This window comes from Rheinheimera aquimaris (assembly GCF_020531985.1).
Lineage (GTDB): Bacteria > Pseudomonadota > Gammaproteobacteria > Enterobacterales > Alteromonadaceae > Alishewanella > Alishewanella aquimaris.
In genome coordinates this window covers 1-18,330 of record NZ_JAJAVQ010000009.1, presented here as the reverse complement: position 1 = coordinate 18,330, position 18,330 = coordinate 1, and the positions used below count along the sequence as shown (strand labels likewise).

General features: G+C 47.4%; 31 protein-coding genes. All 31 read left to right on the top strand.

The window, feature by feature from the left end; translation table 11 throughout:
- Positions 1 to 114: 114 nt before the first annotated feature.
- The 31 genes from LHL18_RS19460 to LHL18_RS19310 all read left to right on the top strand — a co-directional run bounded on the left by LHL18_RS19460 (position 115) and on the right by LHL18_RS19310 (position 17,996).
- Complete coding sequence (locus LHL18_RS19460) at positions 115 to 1,854, top strand: acyl-CoA dehydrogenase family protein (protein ID WP_226768307.1); 1,740 nt, start codon at positions 115 to 117, stop codon at positions 1,852 to 1,854.
- Between the two features lie 12 nt (positions 1,855 to 1,866).
- On the top strand, positions 1,867 to 2,727 hold the full coding sequence (locus LHL18_RS19455) for a phospholipase A (protein WP_226768306.1): 861 nt from the start codon (positions 1,867 to 1,869) through the stop codon (positions 2,725 to 2,727).
- A gap of 224 nt (positions 2,728 to 2,951) precedes the next feature.
- Positions 2,952 to 3,263, top strand: coding sequence for a 30S ribosomal protein S10 (rpsJ, locus tag LHL18_RS19450; RefSeq protein WP_008899121.1), 312 nt, complete (start codon positions 2,952 to 2,954; stop codon positions 3,261 to 3,263).
- Between the two features lie 29 nt (positions 3,264 to 3,292).
- Positions 3,293 to 3,931, top strand: coding sequence for a 50S ribosomal protein L3 (gene rplC, locus LHL18_RS19445; protein WP_226768305.1), 639 nt, complete (start codon positions 3,293 to 3,295; stop codon positions 3,929 to 3,931).
- An 18-nt stretch (positions 3,932 to 3,949) separates the two neighbouring features.
- Positions 3,950 to 4,555 (top strand): 50S ribosomal protein L4, encoded by a 606-nt coding sequence (gene rplD, locus LHL18_RS19440; RefSeq protein WP_008224494.1) that lies wholly within the window; start codon positions 3,950 to 3,952, stop codon positions 4,553 to 4,555.
- Positions 4,552 to 4,854, top strand: a complete 303-nt coding sequence (gene rplW / locus LHL18_RS19435) for a 50S ribosomal protein L23 (RefSeq protein ID WP_134059733.1) — start codon at positions 4,552 to 4,554, stop codon at positions 4,852 to 4,854. Before rplD ends, rplW begins: the two co-directional genes overlap by 4 nt.
- Positions 4,855 to 4,870: 16 nt before the next feature.
- Positions 4,871 to 5,695, top strand: a complete 825-nt coding sequence (gene rplB, locus LHL18_RS19430; RefSeq protein ID WP_134059730.1) for a 50S ribosomal protein L2 — start codon at positions 4,871 to 4,873, stop codon at positions 5,693 to 5,695.
- 16 nt (positions 5,696 to 5,711) lie between these two features.
- Positions 5,712 to 5,990 carry a 30S ribosomal protein S19 gene (gene rpsS / locus LHL18_RS19425; protein ID WP_008950795.1) on the top strand — a complete coding sequence of 93 codons (279 nt, stop codon included), beginning with the start codon at positions 5,712 to 5,714 and terminating at the stop codon, positions 5,988 to 5,990.
- 10 nt (positions 5,991 to 6,000) lie between these two features.
- Entirely contained in the window at positions 6,001 to 6,333 is a 333-nt protein-coding gene (rplV, locus tag LHL18_RS19420) for a 50S ribosomal protein L22 (RefSeq protein ID WP_134059746.1), read from the top strand.
- 11 nt (positions 6,334 to 6,344) lie between these two features.
- A complete protein-coding gene (gene rpsC, locus LHL18_RS19415; protein WP_008224489.1) occupies positions 6,345 to 7,058 on the top strand; it encodes a 30S ribosomal protein S3 in 714 nt (237 codons plus the stop codon).
- A 12-nt stretch (positions 7,059 to 7,070) separates the two neighbouring features.
- On the top strand, positions 7,071 to 7,484 hold the full coding sequence (gene rplP / locus LHL18_RS19410; protein ID WP_134059727.1) for a 50S ribosomal protein L16: 414 nt from the start codon (positions 7,071 to 7,073) through the stop codon (positions 7,482 to 7,484).
- Positions 7,484 to 7,675: a 50S ribosomal protein L29 gene (rpmC, locus tag LHL18_RS19405; protein WP_008224486.1), complete on the top strand. Its 192-nt coding sequence runs from the start codon at positions 7,484 to 7,486 to the stop codon at positions 7,673 to 7,675. Before rplP ends, rpmC begins: the two co-directional genes overlap by 1 nt.
- The gene (gene rpsQ / locus LHL18_RS19400; RefSeq protein ID WP_068238321.1) at positions 7,675 to 7,929 is read left to right on the top strand and encodes a 30S ribosomal protein S17; all 255 of its coding nucleotides are present in this window, start codon (positions 7,675 to 7,677) and stop codon (positions 7,927 to 7,929) included. Before rpmC ends, rpsQ begins: the two co-directional genes overlap by 1 nt.
- A gap of 165 nt (positions 7,930 to 8,094) precedes the next feature.
- Positions 8,095 to 8,463 carry a 50S ribosomal protein L14 gene (gene rplN / locus LHL18_RS19395; RefSeq protein ID WP_134059725.1) on the top strand — a complete coding sequence of 123 codons (369 nt, stop codon included), beginning with the start codon at positions 8,095 to 8,097 and terminating at the stop codon, positions 8,461 to 8,463.
- A gap of 9 nt (positions 8,464 to 8,472) precedes the next feature.
- Positions 8,473 to 8,787 (top strand): 50S ribosomal protein L24, encoded by a 315-nt coding sequence (gene rplX / locus LHL18_RS19390; protein WP_134059722.1) that lies wholly within the window; start codon positions 8,473 to 8,475, stop codon positions 8,785 to 8,787.
- Between the two features lie 19 nt (positions 8,788 to 8,806).
- Positions 8,807 to 9,346 carry a 50S ribosomal protein L5 gene (rplE, locus tag LHL18_RS19385; protein WP_027672153.1) on the top strand — a complete coding sequence of 180 codons (540 nt, stop codon included), beginning with the start codon at positions 8,807 to 8,809 and terminating at the stop codon, positions 9,344 to 9,346.
- 11 nt (positions 9,347 to 9,357) lie between these two features.
- Positions 9,358 to 9,663: a 30S ribosomal protein S14 gene (gene rpsN / locus LHL18_RS19380; protein ID WP_134059719.1), complete on the top strand. Its 306-nt coding sequence runs from the start codon at positions 9,358 to 9,360 to the stop codon at positions 9,661 to 9,663.
- A gap of 21 nt (positions 9,664 to 9,684) precedes the next feature.
- Positions 9,685 to 10,077: a 30S ribosomal protein S8 gene (gene rpsH / locus LHL18_RS19375; protein ID WP_134059716.1), complete on the top strand. Its 393-nt coding sequence runs from the start codon at positions 9,685 to 9,687 to the stop codon at positions 10,075 to 10,077.
- A gap of 15 nt (positions 10,078 to 10,092) precedes the next feature.
- A complete protein-coding gene (rplF, locus tag LHL18_RS19370; RefSeq protein WP_134059713.1) occupies positions 10,093 to 10,626 on the top strand; it encodes a 50S ribosomal protein L6 in 534 nt (177 codons plus the stop codon).
- Positions 10,627 to 10,635: 9 nt separating this feature from the next.
- A complete protein-coding gene (gene rplR, locus LHL18_RS19365) occupies positions 10,636 to 10,986 on the top strand; it encodes a 50S ribosomal protein L18 (RefSeq protein WP_068238302.1) in 351 nt (116 codons plus the stop codon).
- 9 nt (positions 10,987 to 10,995) lie between these two features.
- Positions 10,996 to 11,499 carry a 30S ribosomal protein S5 gene (gene rpsE, locus LHL18_RS19360; protein WP_008224467.1) on the top strand — a complete coding sequence of 168 codons (504 nt, stop codon included), beginning with the start codon at positions 10,996 to 10,998 and terminating at the stop codon, positions 11,497 to 11,499.
- Between the two features lie 6 nt (positions 11,500 to 11,505).
- The gene (rpmD, locus tag LHL18_RS19355) at positions 11,506 to 11,688 is read left to right on the top strand and encodes a 50S ribosomal protein L30 (RefSeq protein ID WP_027672159.1); all 183 of its coding nucleotides are present in this window, start codon (positions 11,506 to 11,508) and stop codon (positions 11,686 to 11,688) included.
- A 3-nt stretch (positions 11,689 to 11,691) separates the two neighbouring features.
- A complete protein-coding gene (rplO, locus tag LHL18_RS19350; protein WP_134059710.1) occupies positions 11,692 to 12,126 on the top strand; it encodes a 50S ribosomal protein L15 in 435 nt (144 codons plus the stop codon).
- Positions 12,127 to 12,141: 15 nt separating this feature from the next.
- Positions 12,142 to 13,470, top strand: a complete 1,329-nt coding sequence (secY, locus tag LHL18_RS19345; RefSeq protein WP_134059707.1) for a preprotein translocase subunit SecY — start codon at positions 12,142 to 12,144, stop codon at positions 13,468 to 13,470.
- Between the two features lie 21 nt (positions 13,471 to 13,491).
- On the top strand, positions 13,492 to 13,605 hold the full coding sequence (gene rpmJ / locus LHL18_RS19340) for a 50S ribosomal protein L36 (protein ID WP_008950799.1): 114 nt from the start codon (positions 13,492 to 13,494) through the stop codon (positions 13,603 to 13,605).
- Between the two features lie 135 nt (positions 13,606 to 13,740).
- The gene (gene rpsM, locus LHL18_RS19335) at positions 13,741 to 14,097 is read left to right on the top strand and encodes a 30S ribosomal protein S13 (protein WP_027672162.1); all 357 of its coding nucleotides are present in this window, start codon (positions 13,741 to 13,743) and stop codon (positions 14,095 to 14,097) included.
- Positions 14,098 to 14,108: 11 nt separating this feature from the next.
- Entirely contained in the window at positions 14,109 to 14,498 is a 390-nt protein-coding gene (gene rpsK / locus LHL18_RS19330; RefSeq protein WP_027672163.1) for a 30S ribosomal protein S11, read from the top strand.
- A 33-nt stretch (positions 14,499 to 14,531) separates the two neighbouring features.
- A complete protein-coding gene (gene rpsD, locus LHL18_RS19325) occupies positions 14,532 to 15,152 on the top strand; it encodes a 30S ribosomal protein S4 (protein ID WP_134059704.1) in 621 nt (206 codons plus the stop codon).
- A gap of 24 nt (positions 15,153 to 15,176) precedes the next feature.
- Positions 15,177 to 16,166: a DNA-directed RNA polymerase subunit alpha gene (locus LHL18_RS19320; protein ID WP_008224458.1), complete on the top strand. Its 990-nt coding sequence runs from the start codon at positions 15,177 to 15,179 to the stop codon at positions 16,164 to 16,166.
- Between the two features lie 39 nt (positions 16,167 to 16,205).
- Positions 16,206 to 16,604 (top strand): 50S ribosomal protein L17, encoded by a 399-nt coding sequence (rplQ, locus tag LHL18_RS19315; protein ID WP_027672166.1) that lies wholly within the window; start codon positions 16,206 to 16,208, stop codon positions 16,602 to 16,604.
- Between the two features lie 90 nt (positions 16,605 to 16,694).
- Complete coding sequence (locus LHL18_RS19310; RefSeq protein ID WP_226768304.1) at positions 16,695 to 17,996, top strand: serine hydrolase; 1,302 nt, start codon at positions 16,695 to 16,697, stop codon at positions 17,994 to 17,996.
- Positions 17,997 to 18,330 lie beyond the last annotated feature (334 nt).

Genomic DNA, 18,330 nt, shown 5'->3' with positions numbered 1-18,330 from the left:
GTAAGGGCCTTTTTTGTTGCCTGCAATTCATACCCAGATCTATTCAAACACTTGTTTGAATATTCAAGCTGTGCCATGCTCTAACTCATCCGTCCAGTTTTAGAGGCAATAAACATGAGCCAGTACCAAGCACCGCTTAATGATATTTGTTTTAACCTATTTGATGTTTGGCAGCTCGATAAGTATTGGCAGCAGCAGCCTCAGCTGGCAGATCTAATCGAGCCGGACACTGCTAAAGCTATTCTGGAAGAAGCGGCCAAAATCTGTGAGCAACAAATCGCGCCATTTGTCAGTAAAGCCGATACCACAGGTGCTCAGCTGATAGGTGGCAAAGTCGTGTTGCCCGAACATTATCACACAGCTTATCAGAGCCTGAGTGAAGGGGGATGGACCGGCCTTAGTGGTGATACGGAATATGGTGGCATGGGCATGCCTAAAGCGTTGTCGATGATGGTTGATGAAATGCTCTGCAGTGCCGATATTGCCTTTTCGTTATACCCGGGTTTAACCGCCGGTGCCTGTGTAGCGCTATTACAACACGCAGATGATGAGACCAAAGCGCTGTACTTACCGAAAATGTACAGCGGAGAGTGGTCGGGCACCATGTGCCTGACCGAAGCCCATGCCGGTTCTGATCTGGGCATTATGCGCACCAGCGCAAAACCCGCTAGCGATGGCAGCTACCGTATCAGTGGCAGTAAAATCTTTATCACTGCTGGCGAACATGGCCTCACCAGCAATATTGTCCATCTGGTACTAGCCAAACTACCGGATGCACCCGCGGGTAGCCGTGGTATATCGCTGTTTTTAGTGCCGAAATATTTACTCGATGCCAGCGGTGAGCCGGCTGAGCGCAACGCAGTTACAGTAGGTTCGATTGAGCACAAGATGGGGATTAACGGCTCTGCGACCTGCGTGCTGAATTTCGATGAAGCAACGGGTTATCTGATTGGTGAGCCACACCGCGGCTTAGCCTGCATGTTTACCATGATGAATTATGAGCGCTTATCGATGGGTAGCCAGGGGCTTGGCGCAGCAGAAAGGGCGTATCAGAATGCACTCAGTTACGCTAAAGAGCGTCTGCAAGGCAGAACCAACGAGAAAGATGCCAACAAAGCAGAGCCTATTATCGGGCATGCCGATGTGCGTCGTATGTTGTTAAACATCAAAGCGATGAATGAAGCCGGCCGTACCTTTGCTACCTGGGTTGCATCATTACTGGATAGAGCTAAATACGATAATTGCCAGATATCGGCACAGCGTGCCAATTTACTCACGCCAATTACTAAGGCCTTTATGACAGATCAAGGCTTTGATGCCTGCGTTACCGCGCAGCAGGTGTTTGGCGGCCATGGTTATATTAAAGAGTGGGGTATGGAACAGCTGGTGCGGGATGTACGTATTGCGCAAATCTACGAAGGCACAAATGGCATTCAGGCCGCTGACTTTATGCTACGCAAAGTTGCATCCGATCAGGGCAGTGTATTGTTCTCACTACTCACGGATATAAAGCAAGAGCTATCCGGTGCTGAGCTGGCAGAAGCAGAAGTGTTGCCGCTGTACATTGATGAATTAGCCACGGTATCGCGGGCATTACTGGCTACTGACTTCAGAGCGCAGGGCGCTCAGGCCTGTGATTATCTTGCAGCAGTGTCATACGTGCTGTACGGCTATATGTGGTATAAGAATCTTTTAGCAGTTAAAACAGCGGATTGCTCCGATATATTCAGACAGAGCAAACAACATACCGCTGCATACTTTTTTCAGCGGATACTGCCAAAAGCGAAAGGCTTATTCGCCTTGTTAAGCCAGGATACAGCGATACTGGATACGATGGCCCCAGAGCATTTTTAAAAGGAACCTCAGATGAGACTACTGTTCGGCATGTTGTTGTTATTCACGTTTGAGATGCATGCCGCTGATGCTTTAGATAAACGCCTTAAAGCCGAACAGTGGGACTCCTATGCACCCTTTACATTGCTGCCGCATCATAGCAATTATCTGATGCCAGTAACTTATGTTGACGGTATTGCGCCGACCATTCAGCGGGACGATGTCACAGCACCGTCGGATAACGTTGAAGCGAAATTTCAACTCAGTCTGAAGACGCCACTGTGGAGTAAAATATACGACGATAACGGTTATCTTTTTTTTGCATTTACCCAGCAAGCTTATTGGCAAGCCTACAACAGCGACATATCCTCGCCGTTTCGGGAAACCAACTATGAACCTGAGCTCATTTTGTTGATCCCGCACTATAGAAATTATGAAGAGGCCGCCAGCCGTATTATCGGTGTCAGTCTGTCTCATCAATCAAACGGTAGGGCCGGACAATTATCCCGAAGCTGGAACCGGTTGAAATTCAGTTGGGTTACCTCTATCGGCAATGTGTTTATCAACTTTGAGCCCTGGTATCGTTTTAAAGAGCAGAGAAAAGATACTCCCGAAGACCCGGAAGGCGATGATAACCCTGACATCACTGAGTACATGGGCTGGTTCGAACTGTCGGCGGCTTATAAGCAGGAAAACGCGACCTGGCGTCTGATGTTACGTAATAACTTACGTAGCGATAATAAAGGTGCTGTGCGCTTGTCGTATTCAAGGCCGTTTAATCAGCACATAAGGCTCTACGTTGAATTGTTTAATGGTTATGGTGAGAGCCTGATTGATTACAATCGTTCTGTCACACGTCTTGGTATCGGGTTTGAGTTGAATGACATTTTATAGCGCATTTTATAACCAATGCTTGCGTTATCGCTTGGTTTCAGTATAATGCGCGGCCAGTCGATATTATTCTGACTGGCTCGTTAATTAGTCGTTTGAATTAATTAACGCTTACAGTGCTCCCGATTGGGGAGCAAACGTAACTTAGGTGCATGGGCATCCCCACTATAGTGGTTGGAGTGCTTGTGTGTATTTTTGCTCTTTTTGCTCTTTAGAGGCTTTGATACATGAGTAATCAAAGGATTCGCATCCGTCTGAAAGCGTTCGATCACCGTTTGATCGATCAGTCAACTATGGAAATCGTTGACACAGCTAAGCGTACGGGCGCACAGGTTCGTGGTCCTATCCCACTTCCTACTCGCCAGGAACGTTTCACTGTATTGATTTCTCCTCACGTAAACAAAGATGCGCGTGATCAGTACGAAATCCGTACCCACAAGCGTTTAATCGACATCGTTGAGCCAACAGAAAAAACTGTTGATGCGCTGATGCGTTTAGATCTGCCTGCTGGTGTTGACGTTCAAATCAGCCTGGGCTAATCAGACAGGTTTATAGAGAGGTTTAGGAAATGGCTATCGGTCTAATCGGTCGTAAAGTGGGAATGACCCGCGTCTTCACTGAAGATGGCGTATCAATTCCAGTAACCGTAATCGAAGCGACACCAAACCGTGTAACTGCAGTTAAAACTGCAGAAACAAACGGTTACAGCGCACTGCAGGTAACTGCTGGCACTGTTAAGGCAAACCGCCTGAACAAGCCAGATGCCGGTCACTTTGCAAAAGTTGGCGTTGAAGCGGGTCGTGGTCTGTGGGAATTCCGCCTGGCAGATAACGAAGGTGCTGACATTGCTGTTGGCAGCGAAATTACGGTAGAAATCTTCGCTGAAACGAAGAAAGTTGATGTAGTTGGTACATCAAAAGGTAAAGGTTTTGCTGGTGCAGTTAAGCGCTGGAATTTCCGTACTCAGGATGCTACTCACGGTAACTCTTTATCACACCGTGCACCTGGTTCAATTGGTCAGAACCAATCACCAGGTAAAGTATTCAAGGGTAAAAAAATGGCTGGTCACTTAGGTGCTGAGCGCGTAACCGTGCAGTCACTGGAAGTGGTTCGTGTAGACGCAGAACGTAACCTGCTGTTAGTTAAGGGTGCAGTACCTGGCGCTATCGGTGGTGACGTGATCGTTAAACCAGCTGTTAAAAGCTAACGTCTGAGGAGATAAGTGATGGAATTAGCATTACGAGACGCTCAAGGCGTTCTTGAAGTTTCCGAAGCTACCTTTGGACGTGAGTTTAATGAAGCTTTGGTTCATCAGGTCGTTGTAGCTTATGCTGCCGGCGCCCGTCAGGGTACCCGCGCTCAGCTGACACGTTCTGAAGTACGCGGTGGCGGCAAGAAGCCATGGCGTCAAAAAGGTACTGGCCGCGCGCGTGCTGGTACTATCCGTAGCCCAATCTGGCGCGGAGGCGGTGTGACATTTGCGGCTAAGCCACAAGATCACAGCCAGAAAGTAAACCGTAAAATGTATCGTGGTGCGATCCAAAGCATCCTGTCTGAATTAGTGCGTCAAGAGCGTTTAATCGTGGTGGAAAATTTCGCCGTTGATACGCCTAAGACCAAAGATTTAACTGCAAAGTTAAAAGCGATGGACTTAAAAGACGTGTTAATCGTGACTAACGAAGTGGATGAGAACCTGTTCTTATCTGCACGTAACCTGTACAAGGTAGACGTGCGTGACGTACACGGTATCGACCCGGTCAGCTTAATCGCATTCGACAAAGTGTTAATGACTGCTGCTGCAGTTAAGCAACTGGAGGAGCTGTTAGCATGATCCGCGAAGAACGTTTACTGAAAGTTATTCTGGCACCACACGTTTCTGAAAAGAGCACTGTGTCTGCTGAGAAACACAATACAGTCGTTTTCAAGGTAGCCACTACTGCGACTAAAGCTGATGTTAAAGCAGCAGTTGAAAAACTGTTCGAAACAGAAGTAGTCGGTGTGCGTACTGTTAACGTTAAGGGTAAAACCAAGCGCACTGGTATGCGTGTTGGCAAGCGTAGTGACTGGAAAAAGGCCTACGTGACTCTTAAAGAAGGCAGCGAAATCGATTTCGTTGGCGGCGCTGAGTAAGAAGAGGAGTTAGGAAATGGCACTTGTTAAGTGTAAACCTACATCACCAGGTCGTCGCCACGTATTAAAAGTGGTTAACCCAGACCTGTACAAAGGCAAGCCTTATGCTCCTTTGTTAGAGAAAAATTCAAAAACTGGTGGTCGTAACAACAACGGTCGTATCACTACCCGTCATATCGGTGGTGGTCACAAGCAGCATTACCGTTTAGTTGACTTCAAACGCAACAAAGATGGCATTCCAGCCAAAGTTGAGCGTTTAGAGTACGATCCAAACCGTACTGCTAACATCGCACTGGTGTTATACGCGGACGGCGAGCGTCGTTACATTCTGGCTCCAAAAGGCCTGAAGGCGGGTGATACAGTGGTTTCAGGTATGGAATCACCAATCAAAGCCGGTAACACTCTGCCACTGCGCAACATCCCAGTTGGTCAGGTAGTACACAACATCGAAATGAAACCAGGTAAAGGTGGTCAGTTAGCTCGTTCTGCTGGCGCATTTGTACAGATCCTGGCTCGTGACGGTGAGTACGTAACTCTGCGTTTACGCAGCGGTGAAGTACGCAAAGTATTAGCAGATTGTCGCGCGACTATCGGTGAGATCGGCAACGCGGAACATATGCTACGTCAATACGGTAAAGCTGGTGCTATGCGCTGGCGCGGCGTTCGCCCAACCGTACGTGGTGTGGTAATGAACCCGGTAGATCACCCACACGGTGGTGGTGAAGGTAAAACTTCTGGTGGTCGTCACCCAGTTACACCATGGGGCGTACCAACGAAGGGTTACAAAACTCGTTCAAACAAGCGTACTGATAAACTTATCGTACGTCGTCGTGATAAATAATTTGTGAGGAATTGCCATGCCACGTTCTCTCAAGAAAGGTCCATTTATTGACCTTCACTTGCTGAAGAAGGTAGAGAAAGCGTTGGAAAGCGGTGACAAGAAGCCTATTAAGACTTGGAGCCGTCGTTCAATGATCATACCTGATATGATCGGTTTGACCATCGCTGTCCATAATGGTCGTCAACATGTACCTGTGTTCGTCTCTGAAGAGATGATTGGTCACAAGTTAGGTGAATTTGCACCTACTCGTACCTACCGTGGTCATGCAGCCGACAAAAAGGCCAAGAAGCGCTAAGGGGTAAATGATGCAAGCATTAGCTAAACACAAATTTGCCCGTTCTTCTGCACAAAAAACTCGTCTGGTTGCTGACCAGGTTCGTGGTTTGTCAGTTGAGAAGGCGTTGAACGTATTAACTTACAGCCCGAAAAAGGCTGCTGAGTTAGTAAGAAAGGTTCTTTTATCAGCCATTGCAAACGCGGAGCACAATGAAGGCGCCGATATTGACACGCTGAAAGTTAAGACAATCTTCGTTGATGAAGGTCCGTCTATGAAGCGTATCAAGCCACGCGCTAAAGGTCGTGCTGACCGTATCGTCAAGCGTACCAGCCACATCACTGTGGTTGTAGCTGATAACTAGGAGAGAAGAGAATGGGACAGAAAGTACATCCTAATGGTATTCGCCTAGGTATCACTAAGCCATGGAGCTCTACCTGGTTCGCGAATACGAAAGACTTCCCGGATTTCTTAAACGGTGACTTTAAAGTTCGTCAGTACCTGACAAAAGAACTGAAAGCCGCGTCAGTAAGCCGGATCGATATTGAACGCCCTGCGAAAAGCATCCGTGTGACTATTCACACTGCGCGTCCAGGCGTAATCATCGGTAAAAAAGGTGAAGATGTTGAAAAAATCCGCAAGCAAGTAGCAGCCATCGCTGGCGTACCTGCGCAGATTAACATCTCTGAAATCCGTAAGCCTGAGCTGGATGCGAAATTAGTTGCTGATTCAATCAGCAGCCAGTTAGAGCGTCGTGTTATGTTCCGTCGCGCGATGAAGCGTGCGGTACAGAACGCCATGCGTATCGGTGCTAAAGGTATCAAAGTTGAAGTTAGCGGCCGTTTAGGCGGCGCAGAAATCGCTCGTTCAGAGTGGTACCGCGAAGGCCGTGTGCCTCTGCATACTCTGCGTGCTGACATCGATTACAATACCTCAGAAGCACTGACTACTTACGGTATCATTGGTGTTAAAGTGTGGATTTTCAAAGGCGAGATCTTAGGTGCTCTGCCATTGAACAACAACACCAACAACGCCAACAATAACAACCAGCCTAAAGCGCCGAAAAAACCGGCACGTAAGGCTAAGTAGGGGTATTGAGCGATGTTGCAACCAAAACGTACAAAATTTCGTAAAGTGCACAAAGGTCGTAACCGTGGTTTAGCCCTGGTTGGCGATAAGGTATCTTTCGGTACTTACGCACTGAAATCTGTAGAACGTGGTCAAATGACTTCACGTCAAATCGAATCTGCACGTCGTGCTATGACGCGCGCTGTTAAGCGTGTTGGTAAAATCTGGATCCGTGTGTTCCCAGACAAGCCAATCACTGCTAAGCCGCTGGAAGTACGTATGGGTAGTGGTAAAGGTTCTGTTGAGTACTGGGTATGTCAGATTAAACCTGGCAAAGTACTGTACGAAATGGACGGTGTGTCTGAAGAATTAGCACGTCATGCTTTCAGCTTGGCAGCTGCTAAACTTCCATTTAAGACAACCTTTGTAACGCGGACGGTAATGTGATGAAAGCCAGCGAATTAAAAGCGAAAAGTGTTGAAGAGTTAAACGCTGAATTACTGGGCTTATTACGTGAGCAGTTCAACCTGCGCATGCAATTAGCTACTGGTCAGTTAGCTCAAACGCATTTATTTAAGCAGGTGCGTCGTGATATCGCGCGCGTTAAGACCATCTTAACCGAGAAGGCAGGTGCGTAATGAGTGAAACTAATACTCGTACACTGCAAGGTAAAGTGATCAGCAACAAAATGGACAAGTCTATTACTGTTGCGATCGAGCGTTCAGTGAAACACCCAATCTATGGGAAGTTCATTAAGCGTACTACCAAGCTGCACGTACATGACGAAACCAATCAGTGTAAAGAAGGCGACGTAGTCACTATCCGTGAATGCCGTCCGCTGTCTAAGACTAAGTCTTGGACTCTGGTTGCTGTAGTCGAATCAGCATCTTAATTCGTTAAGATGTGAAAAAGCGGCTCCTTCTGGAGCCGCTTTTATTTTGAGCTACCTTTTTGCCAAGAGTGCTGTTATAATCACGCGCCCTCTTGTCAGGGGGTAGTTTTATATTTAAGCAGCGTAACCCGTGAGGGTTATTTAGTAGAATAGCGGAGCACTAAGATGATCCAGATGCAATCTATGCTGGAAGTCGCAGACAACAGCGGCGCGCGCAGCGTAATGTGTATTAAGGTCTTAGGTGGTTCGCATCGCCGTTATGCTGCAATTGGTGACGTCATCAAAGTTACTGTTAAGGAAGCAATTCCTCGCGGTAAGGTTAAAAAAGGTGATGTACTAAATGCAGTGGTGGTGCGTACAGCAAAAGGCGTACGCCGTCAGGACGGTTCTTTGATCCGTTTTGATCGCAATGCAGCAGTGTTGTTAAACAGCAAGCTGGAACCGATCGGCACTCGTATTTTCGGGCCTGTTACACGTGAACTTCGTGGCGATAAGTTTATGAAGATCGTGTCTCTGGCACCAGAAGTACTGTAAGGAGTCACCATGGCTAGTAAAATCCGTCGTGATGACGAGGTTATTGTTCTTACTGGTAAGGACAAGGGTAAGCGCGGCAAAGTTACTAAAGTTTTAGTTTCTGAAGGTCGTGTTTATGTTTCTGGCGTTAACCTGGTTAAAAAGCATCAGAAGCCTGTACCGGCTCTGAACCAGCCAGGCGGTATCGTTGAGAAAGAAGCCTCAATTCATGTTTCAAACGTAGCGATTTTCAACTCTAAAACGGGTAAAGCAGATCGCGTAGGTTTCCGCCTTGAAGACGGCAAAAAAGTCCGTTTCTTCAAGTCGAATAACGAAGTAATTTAATTGCTATTGGAGTAATACGATGGCGAAACTGCATGAAATTTATAAAGACACCGTAGTCCCAGAGCTGTTTAAGCAGTTCGGCTACACCAGCGTCATGCAAGTCCCTCGGATTGTTAAAATCACACTCAACATGGGTGTGGGTGAAGCGGTAGCTGATAAAAAGATCCTTGAAAACGCTGTAGCAGATTTAACTGCTATTGCCGGCCAGAAACCTCTGGTAACTAAGGCTCGTAAATCAGTAGCTGGTTTCAAAATCCGTGAAGGCTACCCTATTGGCGCTAAAGTGACCTTGCGCGGCGAGCGTATGTGGGAATTCTTAGAGCGTTTAGTCTCTATTGCTATCCCGCGTATCCGTGACTTCCGTGGTGTAAACCCGAAGTCGTTCGACGGCCGTGGTAACTACAGCATGGGTGTACGTGAGCAAATCATTTTCCCAGAAATCGACTATGACAAAGTAGACGCAGTACGTGGTTTAGATATCACTATTACGACTACCGCGCGTACCGATGACGAAGGACGTGCTTTACTTGCCGCGTTTAACTTCCCATTCAAGAAATAAGGTGTAGGGTCATGGCAAAACAATCAATGAAAGCACGTGAAGCAAAGCGTGCACAACTGGTAGCCAAATTCGCTGCAAAGCGTCATGAACTGAAAGATACCATTGCTAATCCAGCGACTTCTGACGAAGACCGTTGGGCAGCGGTTCTGAAGTTGCAGACGTTGCCGCGTGATTCAAGCCCTTCGCGTCAACGTAATCGTTGTCGTGTAACAGGTCGTCCACACGGTTACCTGCGTAAGTTCGGCATGAGCCGGATCAAGGTCCGTGAAGCGGCGATGCGCGGTGAAATTCCTGGCCTTCGTAAGGCTAGCTGGTAAGAATCACGGGAGTAACGAGCTATGAGTTTGCAAGATCCAGTAGCGGATATGTTTACTCGCATTCGCAACGGCCAGTCAGCCAATAAAGTTGCGGTTAAGATGCCATCTTCAAAACTGAAGGTATCTATTGCGAAAGTATTAAAAGACGAAGGTTACATCGCTGATTTCGCGGTTTCTGGTGACACTAAGCCAGAGCTGGAAGTTACTTTAAAGTACTTCCAGGGCAAATCTGTAATTGAAACTATCGATCGTGTTAGTCGTCCAGGTCTGCGCATCTATAAGAAGCACGGCGAATTACCTAAGGTAATGGGCGGTTTAGGTGTGGCCATCGTGTCAACATCTAAAGGACTAATGACTGACCGCGCAGCGCGCAAGGTTGGTATCGGTGGCGAAATCATCGGCTACGTAGCGTAACGGAGGTAGTAATCTATGTCTCGTGTTGCTAAGGCCCCAGTCACTATTCCAGCCGGCGTTACTGTTACGCAAAAAGGTCAGGTAGTGTCATTCAAGGGCAAAAACGGCGAGTTAGCACTAGATGTTAACCCGGCAGTTGAAGTTGTGGTTGATGGTAACGTTTTACGTACCAACCCACGTGACGGCTTCGACGGCGCTAACGCGCAAGCGGGTACTGCCCGTGCGTTAATCAATAACCTGGTTACCGGTGTAACTGAAGGCTTCACACAGAAGCTGGAACTGGTTGGTGTTGGTTACCGTGCGAAAGCAGAAGGTAAAGTGTTGAACCTGAGCCTGGGCTTTTCTCACCCAGTGGTGTTCCAGGTACCTAACGGTATCACTATTGAAACACCAAGCCAGACTGAAGTCGTGGTAAAAGGTGCTGACAAGCAATTAGTTGGTCAGGTTGCCGCTAACATCCGGGCATACCGTAAACCAGAGCCTTACAAAGGCAAAGGTGTGCGCTATGCAAATGAAAACGTGCGTCGTAAAGAAGCGAAGAAAAAGTAGGGTAGGACGATGGATAAGAAACTTGCTCGTCTGCGCCGTGCCAAACGCACTCGCAGAAACATTATCGAACAAGGTGCGAATCGCCTGGTTGTACACCGTACACCACGTCACATCTACGCCCAGCTTATCGCACCAAATGCTGAAGTGATTGCTGCAGCTTCTACTGTAGAAGCTTCAATCAAAGACTCACTGAAGTACACTGGTAACGTAGACGCTGCTAAGGCTGTAGGTAAAGCGATTGCCGAACGCGCAGTAGCCAAAGGCGTTACTGCTTGTGCTTTTGACCGCAGTGGCTTCCAGTATCATGGTCGCGTACAAGCTCTGGCTGACGCGGCGCGTGAAGCCGGTCTTCAGTTCTAGGAGTAGCTCATGGCTAACGAAGAAGCTAAACAACAATCTGATTTACAAGAGAAGCTTGTTGCAGTAAACCGCGTGTCAAAAGTTGTTAAAGGTGGTCGGATTTTCTCCTTCACCGCTTTGACCGTAGTTGGTGACGGTAATGGTCGCGTTGGTTTTGGTTATGGTAAAGCACGTGAAGTTCCAGCTGCTATTCAAAAGGCAATGGAAAAAGCACGTCGCAACATGACTCAGGTTGAGTTAAATGGTAACACGCTGCACCACCCAACTCGTGGTGTGCATTCAGGTTCAAATGTTTATATGCAGCCTGCTGCTGAAGGTACTGGTTTGATCGCCGGTGGTGCAATGCGCGCCGTACTGGAAGTTGCTGGTGTACAGAACATTCTGTCTAAGTGTTACGGCTCAACTAACCCAATCAACGTAGTTCGCGCAACTATCAATGCTCTGGCGTCTGTTAAGTCGCCTGCACAGGTAGCTGCTAAACGCGGTTTACGCGTTGACGACATTCTGGGGTAATCTGCCATGGCGAAGAAGACAATTAAAGTAACCCAAACGAAGTCAAGCATCGGTCGTTTGCCGAAGCACAAGGCTTCGTTGACAGGGTTAGGTTTACGCCGCATCGGTCACACTGTTGAAGTTGAAGATACACCTTCAGTTCGCGGTATGATCAACGCTGTGTATTACATGGTTAAAGTGGAGGAGTAATTGATGTTATTAAATACTATTGCTCCGGCACCTGGTGCCAAGAAAGAAAAGCGTCGCCTTGGTCGTGGTATCGGCTCTGGCTTAGGTAAAACCGGTGGCCGCGGTCACAAAGGTTTAAAATCACGCTCTGGCGGTTCAGTTCGTCCAGGTTTCGAAGGCGGTCAAATGCCTCTGAAACAGCGTCTGCCTAAGTTCGGTTTCACTTCTCAGAAATCTTTGGTTTCTGCAGAAGTACGCCTGCACGAACTGGCTGCGGTAAACGGTGATGTAGTTGATCTGGCTAGCCTGATGGAAGCTAACATCATCGCTCGTACTGTTAAGTTCGCTAAAGTTGTGCTGTCTGGCGAGATCTCTCGTCCGGTAACCGTAAAAGGTTTAGGCGTAACTAAAGGTGCACGTGCAGCAATCGAAGCCGCTGGCGGTAAAGTCGAAGAATAATAAGGATAGTACGCGATGGCTAAACCAGGTTCGGACTCAAGAGGTGCAAAAGGCGGTTTCAGCGAGCTGAAAGCCCGTCTGTTATTTGTACTTTTGGCCATAATCGTTTTTCGGTTAGGCTCCTTTGTGCCAATTCCTGGAATTGACGCCGCCGTGCTGGCTCAGTTATTCGAGCAACAAAAGGGCACCATCGTTGAAATGTTTAACATGTTCAGCGGTGGCGCACTTGAGCGTGCTTCGGTGTTTGCGTTGGGTATTATGCCCTACATCTCTGCCTCTATTATTGTTCAGCTGTTAACGGTAGTTCACCCTGCCATGGCAGAACTGAAAAAAGAAGGTGAAGCTGGAAAGCGCAAAATTAACCAGATGACGCGCTACGGTACTTTAGGTTTAGCAACGTTACAGGCCATTGGTATTGCTACCGGCCTGCCCAATATGATGCAGGGGTTAGTGATTAACCCGGGCTTTGCATTTTACTTCACTGCGGTAATCAGCTTGGTTACCGGTACCATGTTCTTAATGTGGTTAGGTGAGCAAATTACAGAGCGCGGCATCGGTAATGGTATTTCGTTGCTGATCTTTACCGGTATTGTTGCCGGCTTCCCGTCTGCCATTGGTCAGACGATAGAGCAGGCACGTCAAGGCGATTTGCACTTTTTACTGTTAGTTGCGATTGGTGTTATCGTAGTTGCGATTACCTGGTTTGTGGTGTTCTTTGAACGCGGCCAGCGTCGTATCGTGGTTAATTACGCTAAGCGTCAGCAAGGCCGTCAGGTGTTTGCCGCGCAAAGCAGCCATTTACCGTTAAAGGTGAATATGGCCGGTGTAATTCCACCGATCTTTGCATCTAGCATTATTCTGTTCCCTGGAACGATAGCCAGTTGGTTTGGCTCAGGTGAAGGCGTAGTAGCTAATTTCCTACAGGAATTAGCCTTAACATTATCTCCGGGACAACCGTTGTATATGATGTTATACTCCGCGGCCATTATTTTCTTCTGCTTCTTCTATACCGCGTTGGTATTCAATCCGCGCGATACAGCAGATAACCTGAAGAAATCTGGTGCCTTTATCCCTGGTATTAGACCTGGTGAGCAGACATCAAAATACATTGATAAAGTGATGACGCGGTTAACCTTAGCGGGCGCGCTGTACATTACCTTTATCTGTTTGGTTCCTGAGTTCATGATGGTAGCGTGGGACGTTCAGTTCTACTTCGGCGGTACATCACTGCTGATCATCGTTGTCGTTATCATGGACTTTATGGCACAGGTACAGACCCATCTGATGTCGCATCAGTATGATTCTGTGCTTAAAAAGGCAAATCTTAAAGGCTACAGCCGTTAAGATAGTTTGCGGAGTTAAGTTATGAAAGTACGAGCTTCCGTTAAGAAGATCTGCCGTAACTGCAAAGTGATCAAGCGTAATAACGTAGTTCGCGTAATTTGCAGTGAGCCGAAGCATAAACAGCGCCAAGGCTAATAGCAGAATAAAACTGATACTGCGGGCTGAACTTTTGGGTTTAGCCCCTTTATCGTTTGCAATGTATGCGCCATTTGAGTATCCTTACGGGCTTTTCAAATTGGCATCTTTAAACTCTATTAAAGGAGAACGTTAGTGGCCCGTATCGCTGGCATTAACATCCCCGATAATAAGCATGCGGTCATCTCTTTGACCTATGTTTATGGTATCGGTAAAACCCGCGCTAAATCGATTTTAGCTGCAGTGGGTATCGAAGAAAGTACTAAAATTGCGTCATTATCTGATGCACAGTTAGATACACTTCGTGACGAAGTTGCTAAGTACACCGTTGAAGGTGACTTGCGCCGTGAAATCACATTAAACATTAAGCGTTTAATGGACTTAGGTTGCTACCGTGGCCTGCGCCACCGTCGTAGTCTGCCAGTTCGTGGTCAGCGCACTAAAACTAATGCGCGTACCCGCAAGGGCCCACGTAAAGCGATTAAGAAATAAGGTGATTCGACATGGCTAAAGCACCAGTTCGTACTCGTAAACGGGTAAAAAAGCAAGTTTCTGACGGTATGGCTCATATCCATGCTTCTTTCAACAACACCATCGTGACGATTACTGATCGTCAGGGTAATGCATTGTGCTGGGCGACTGCCGGCGGTTCAGGTTTCCGTGGTTCACGTAAATCTACTCCGTTCGCTGCTCAGGTAGCTGCAGAGCGCGCAGGTACTGCCGCGCTGGAATATGGTGTTAAAAACCTTGAAGTGTTTGTGAATGGCCCAGGCCCAGGCCGCGAATCAGCGATTCGTGCTCTGAACGCCGCTGGTTACAAGATCACAAATATCACCGACGTGACGCCAATCCCACACAACGGATGCCGTCCACCTAAAAAACGTCGCGTGTAATTACAGCGCTTCACGGATTATTGGAGAAAGAAGATGGCAAGATATTTGGGTCCTAAGCTCAAACTGAGTCGTCGCGAAGGTACAGACCTGTTCCTGAAAAGCGGCGTAAGAGCAATCGATTCAAAGTGTAACTTAACCACAGCACCTGGTCAGCACGGCGCACGTCGTGGTCGCTTATCAGACTACGGTTTACAGTTACGCGAGAAACAAAAAGTACGTCGTATTTATGGCGTATTAGAGAAGCAGTTCCGTAACTATTACAAGGAAGCTGCTCGTTTGAAAGGTAATACCGGTGAAAACCTGCTGCAGTTGTTAGAGTCACGTTTAGACAACGTAGTATACCGTATGGGCCTGGCCAGCACTCGTGCAGAAGCACGTCAGCTGGTGAGCCACAAGGCAATCATGTTAAATGGTCGCGTGGTTAACGTTCCGTCACATACTGTATTACCTGAACAAGTGATCTCTGTTCGTGAGAAGGCTAAAAAGCAAGCCCGTATCGGCGCTGCGCTTGAAGTTGCTGCACAACGTGAGAAGCCAACTTGGATCGAAGTAGACAATACGAAGCTTGAAGGCGTTTTCAAACGTCTGCCAGAGCGTTCAGACCTGTCTGCGGACATCAACGAACAGTTAATCGTCGAGCTTTACTCTAAGTAAGGCTAATTGTTAAGAGAGGATACAATGCAGGGTTCTGTCACCGAATTCCTTAAGCCGAGATTAGTTGGTATCGAAAAAATCAACCCAACTCGTGCCAAAGTTACTTTGGAACCACTTGAGCGCGGTTTCGGGCATACCTTGGGCAACGCGTTACGTCGTATTCTGCTTTCGTCTATGCCTGGTTGTGCTGTGACTGAAGTTGAAATTGATGGCGTTCTCCATGAGTACAGCGCCAAAGAGGGTGTGCAGGAAGATATTATTGATATCCTTCTGAACCTGAAAGGCCTAGCCGTTCGCCTGGAAGACAAAGATGAAGTCACGCTGACTTTGACGAAAAAAGGTGCCGGCCCTGTAACTGCTGGAGATATCCAGCATGGCGACGGTGTAGTTATCGTCAACCCTGACCATGTGATCTGCAACCTGACCGGCGAAACTGAATTCAGTATGCGCCTGAAAGTGCAACGTGGTCGTGGTTATGTGCCTGCATCAGCGCGTTTGTCCTCAGATGATGACGAGCGTCCTATTGGTCGTCTGTTACTGGACGCGTCTTTCAGCCCGGTTGAGCGTATTGCTTATTCGGTTGAAGCGGCTCGTGTTGAACAGCGCACTGACCTGGACAAACTGATCATCGATATGGAGACCAACGGCACAGTCGAGCCAGAGGAAGCCATTCGCCGCGCAGCGACAATTCTGGCAGAACAGCTAGAGTTCTTCGTAGAACTGCGCGATAAGAGCGAACCGGAAAAACGCGAAGAGAAGCCGGAGTTTGATCCGATTCTGTTACGTCCGGTCGATGATTTGGAATTAACAGTTCGTTCTGCTAACTGCTTGAAGGCAGAGCAGATTCAGTACATTGGTGATCTGGTTCAGCGTACCGAGGTTGAGTTACTTAAAACCCCTAACCTGGGTAAAAAGTCGCTTACCGAAATCAAAGACGTGCTGGCATCACGCGGTTTATCACTGGGCATGCGCCTGGAGAACTGGCCGCCAGCGAGTCTGGTAAATAAAGACTAATCAGATACCAGTTTCTGGTTTAGTGAGAAGGAATAGATCATGCGCCATCGCAAGAGTGGTCGTCAATTAAACAGGAACAGCAGCCACCGTACGGCAATGTTCCGCAACATGGCAAGCTCGTTGGTGAAGCACGAAATCATCAAAACGACTTTGCCTAAAGCTAAAGAGTTACGTCGTGTGATTGAACCATTGATCACACTGGCTAAGAACGACAGCGTTGCAAACCGCCGTCTGGCTTTCGCCCGTACTCGTGATAAAGAAGTAGTTGGTCTGTTATTCAACGTGCTGGGCCCGCGTTACAATGCGCGTCCAGGTGGTTACACTCGTATTCTGAAGTGTGGCTTCCGTGCCGGCGATAACGCACCTATGGCTTATATCGAATTAGTCGATCGTCCAGAAGTGGATGCACTGCCAGTTGAAGAAACTGCAGCTGAATAAGCTATAACCAAATAAAAAACCGGGCTGATGCCCGGTTTTTTTATGCCTGTTTGTTTTTCCTTCGCAGTGCCTTTATGATTTAATTTCGTTTTGTTTAAGGCAGTTATCTCGATGCGAATTTTCTCATATGTAGTCTTGTTGCTGGCGGTTAACATCAACGCTGAAGAAAACCACTGTGCAAGTCTTACCCAGCCATCTAAATGTGGTGCGCTGGGCGAACTTATCGACGTCGAAAAGGCTGCTACGAATTACCCGAATCTGGCGGCTGTGGTTGGAGAACCAGACCGTTTCAAGCTTCAGATTATCTATACGCAAGTAGACAGGGACCAGCAGAATAATCCGTCTTTGAGTTACTACACCCTGGGCCTGGACCCTGAGCGTTATTTCTATCCGGCGAGCACTGTAAAGTTACCAATATCCTTGCTTGCTCTGGAGTGGGTGAATGAGCCACAGCAAACGGCGATTACCATGTTCTCACCAATGCTGACTGACGCCGCATTTGAGGGCCAATCAGAAGCACACACTGATAGCAGCTCTGCATCCGGTTTACCAAGTATTGCTCATTATATAAAGAAAATACTGCTGGTGAGTGACAATGACGCCAGCAACAGGTTGTATGAATTACTCGGTCAGGACAGGCTGAATGACAGATTGCGTCAGCTCGGATTGAAGCATACGCTGATAAATCATCGTCTGAGTATACCTTTAAGTGCAGAGCAGAATCGTCAGTATAACCCTATTCGATTCTTGCGGTCAGACGGAAGTGTTGCGCTTGCGTTACCTGCCCGCACCTCACAGTCCCAATACGTGAACATTGATAATCCAAAACTTGGTATTGGTTATATGTCTGAGGGGGTTCTCATTCAGAGTCCAATGGACTTTAGTAATAAGAACTGTTTAAGCCTGCAGGATCTGGACGGTATAGTAAAACGTATAGTGTTTCCTCAGCTTTTCATCGGCACCGAGCAGTTTCAGATAACGGAAGAGCAGCGGGCATTCGTTCTACGTTATATGTCTATGTTGCCGGGTGAAAGCGACTTTCCGCATTACAGTAAAGAAGCGTATCCGGACAATTATTCGAAGTTTTTTATGTTTGGCGGCAATGCGCAGTCCTTGCCTGCACATATCCGTATCTTTAATAAAACAGGTTGGGCCTATGGCCATCTTATCGATAGTGCATACATAGTCGATTTGGAAAATCGCGTTGAATTTTTCTTATCTGCGGTAATTTATACCAACCAGAATGACATTCTGAATGACGATAAGTATGAAACAGAACAGATAGGTTTGCCGTTCTTAAATGAGCTTGGCAATATTCTCTATCAATATGAGCTCACCAGAGCGAAAAGCAGACAGCCAGATCTTTCCTATTTGAACAAGATCATTAACTAATTACCGCGTAATCGCCTAATAAATAAACCATTACAGCGCATTTTTGCTTAGTTTGGTTAAAAAGTGCGCGGTCGATCATTTTTCTGTAAAAAAGATCTTGATCACTTTGCGACGATCTCTATAATGCGCACCACACAGACGGCAGCGAGCGAAAGCAAACAACGTCTGACTGAGGCGAAAGCCTCGCACCATCGAGCAGAGTTCTGGTGCAACGTTCTTTAACAATTCGCAATCAATCATCTGTGTGGGCACTTATGATGGATTTCACAAAATGAAATTTATCGGTTGAGTGACTTACATAGAAATATGTTTTAAGTCAGTAAGACTGAGCAGT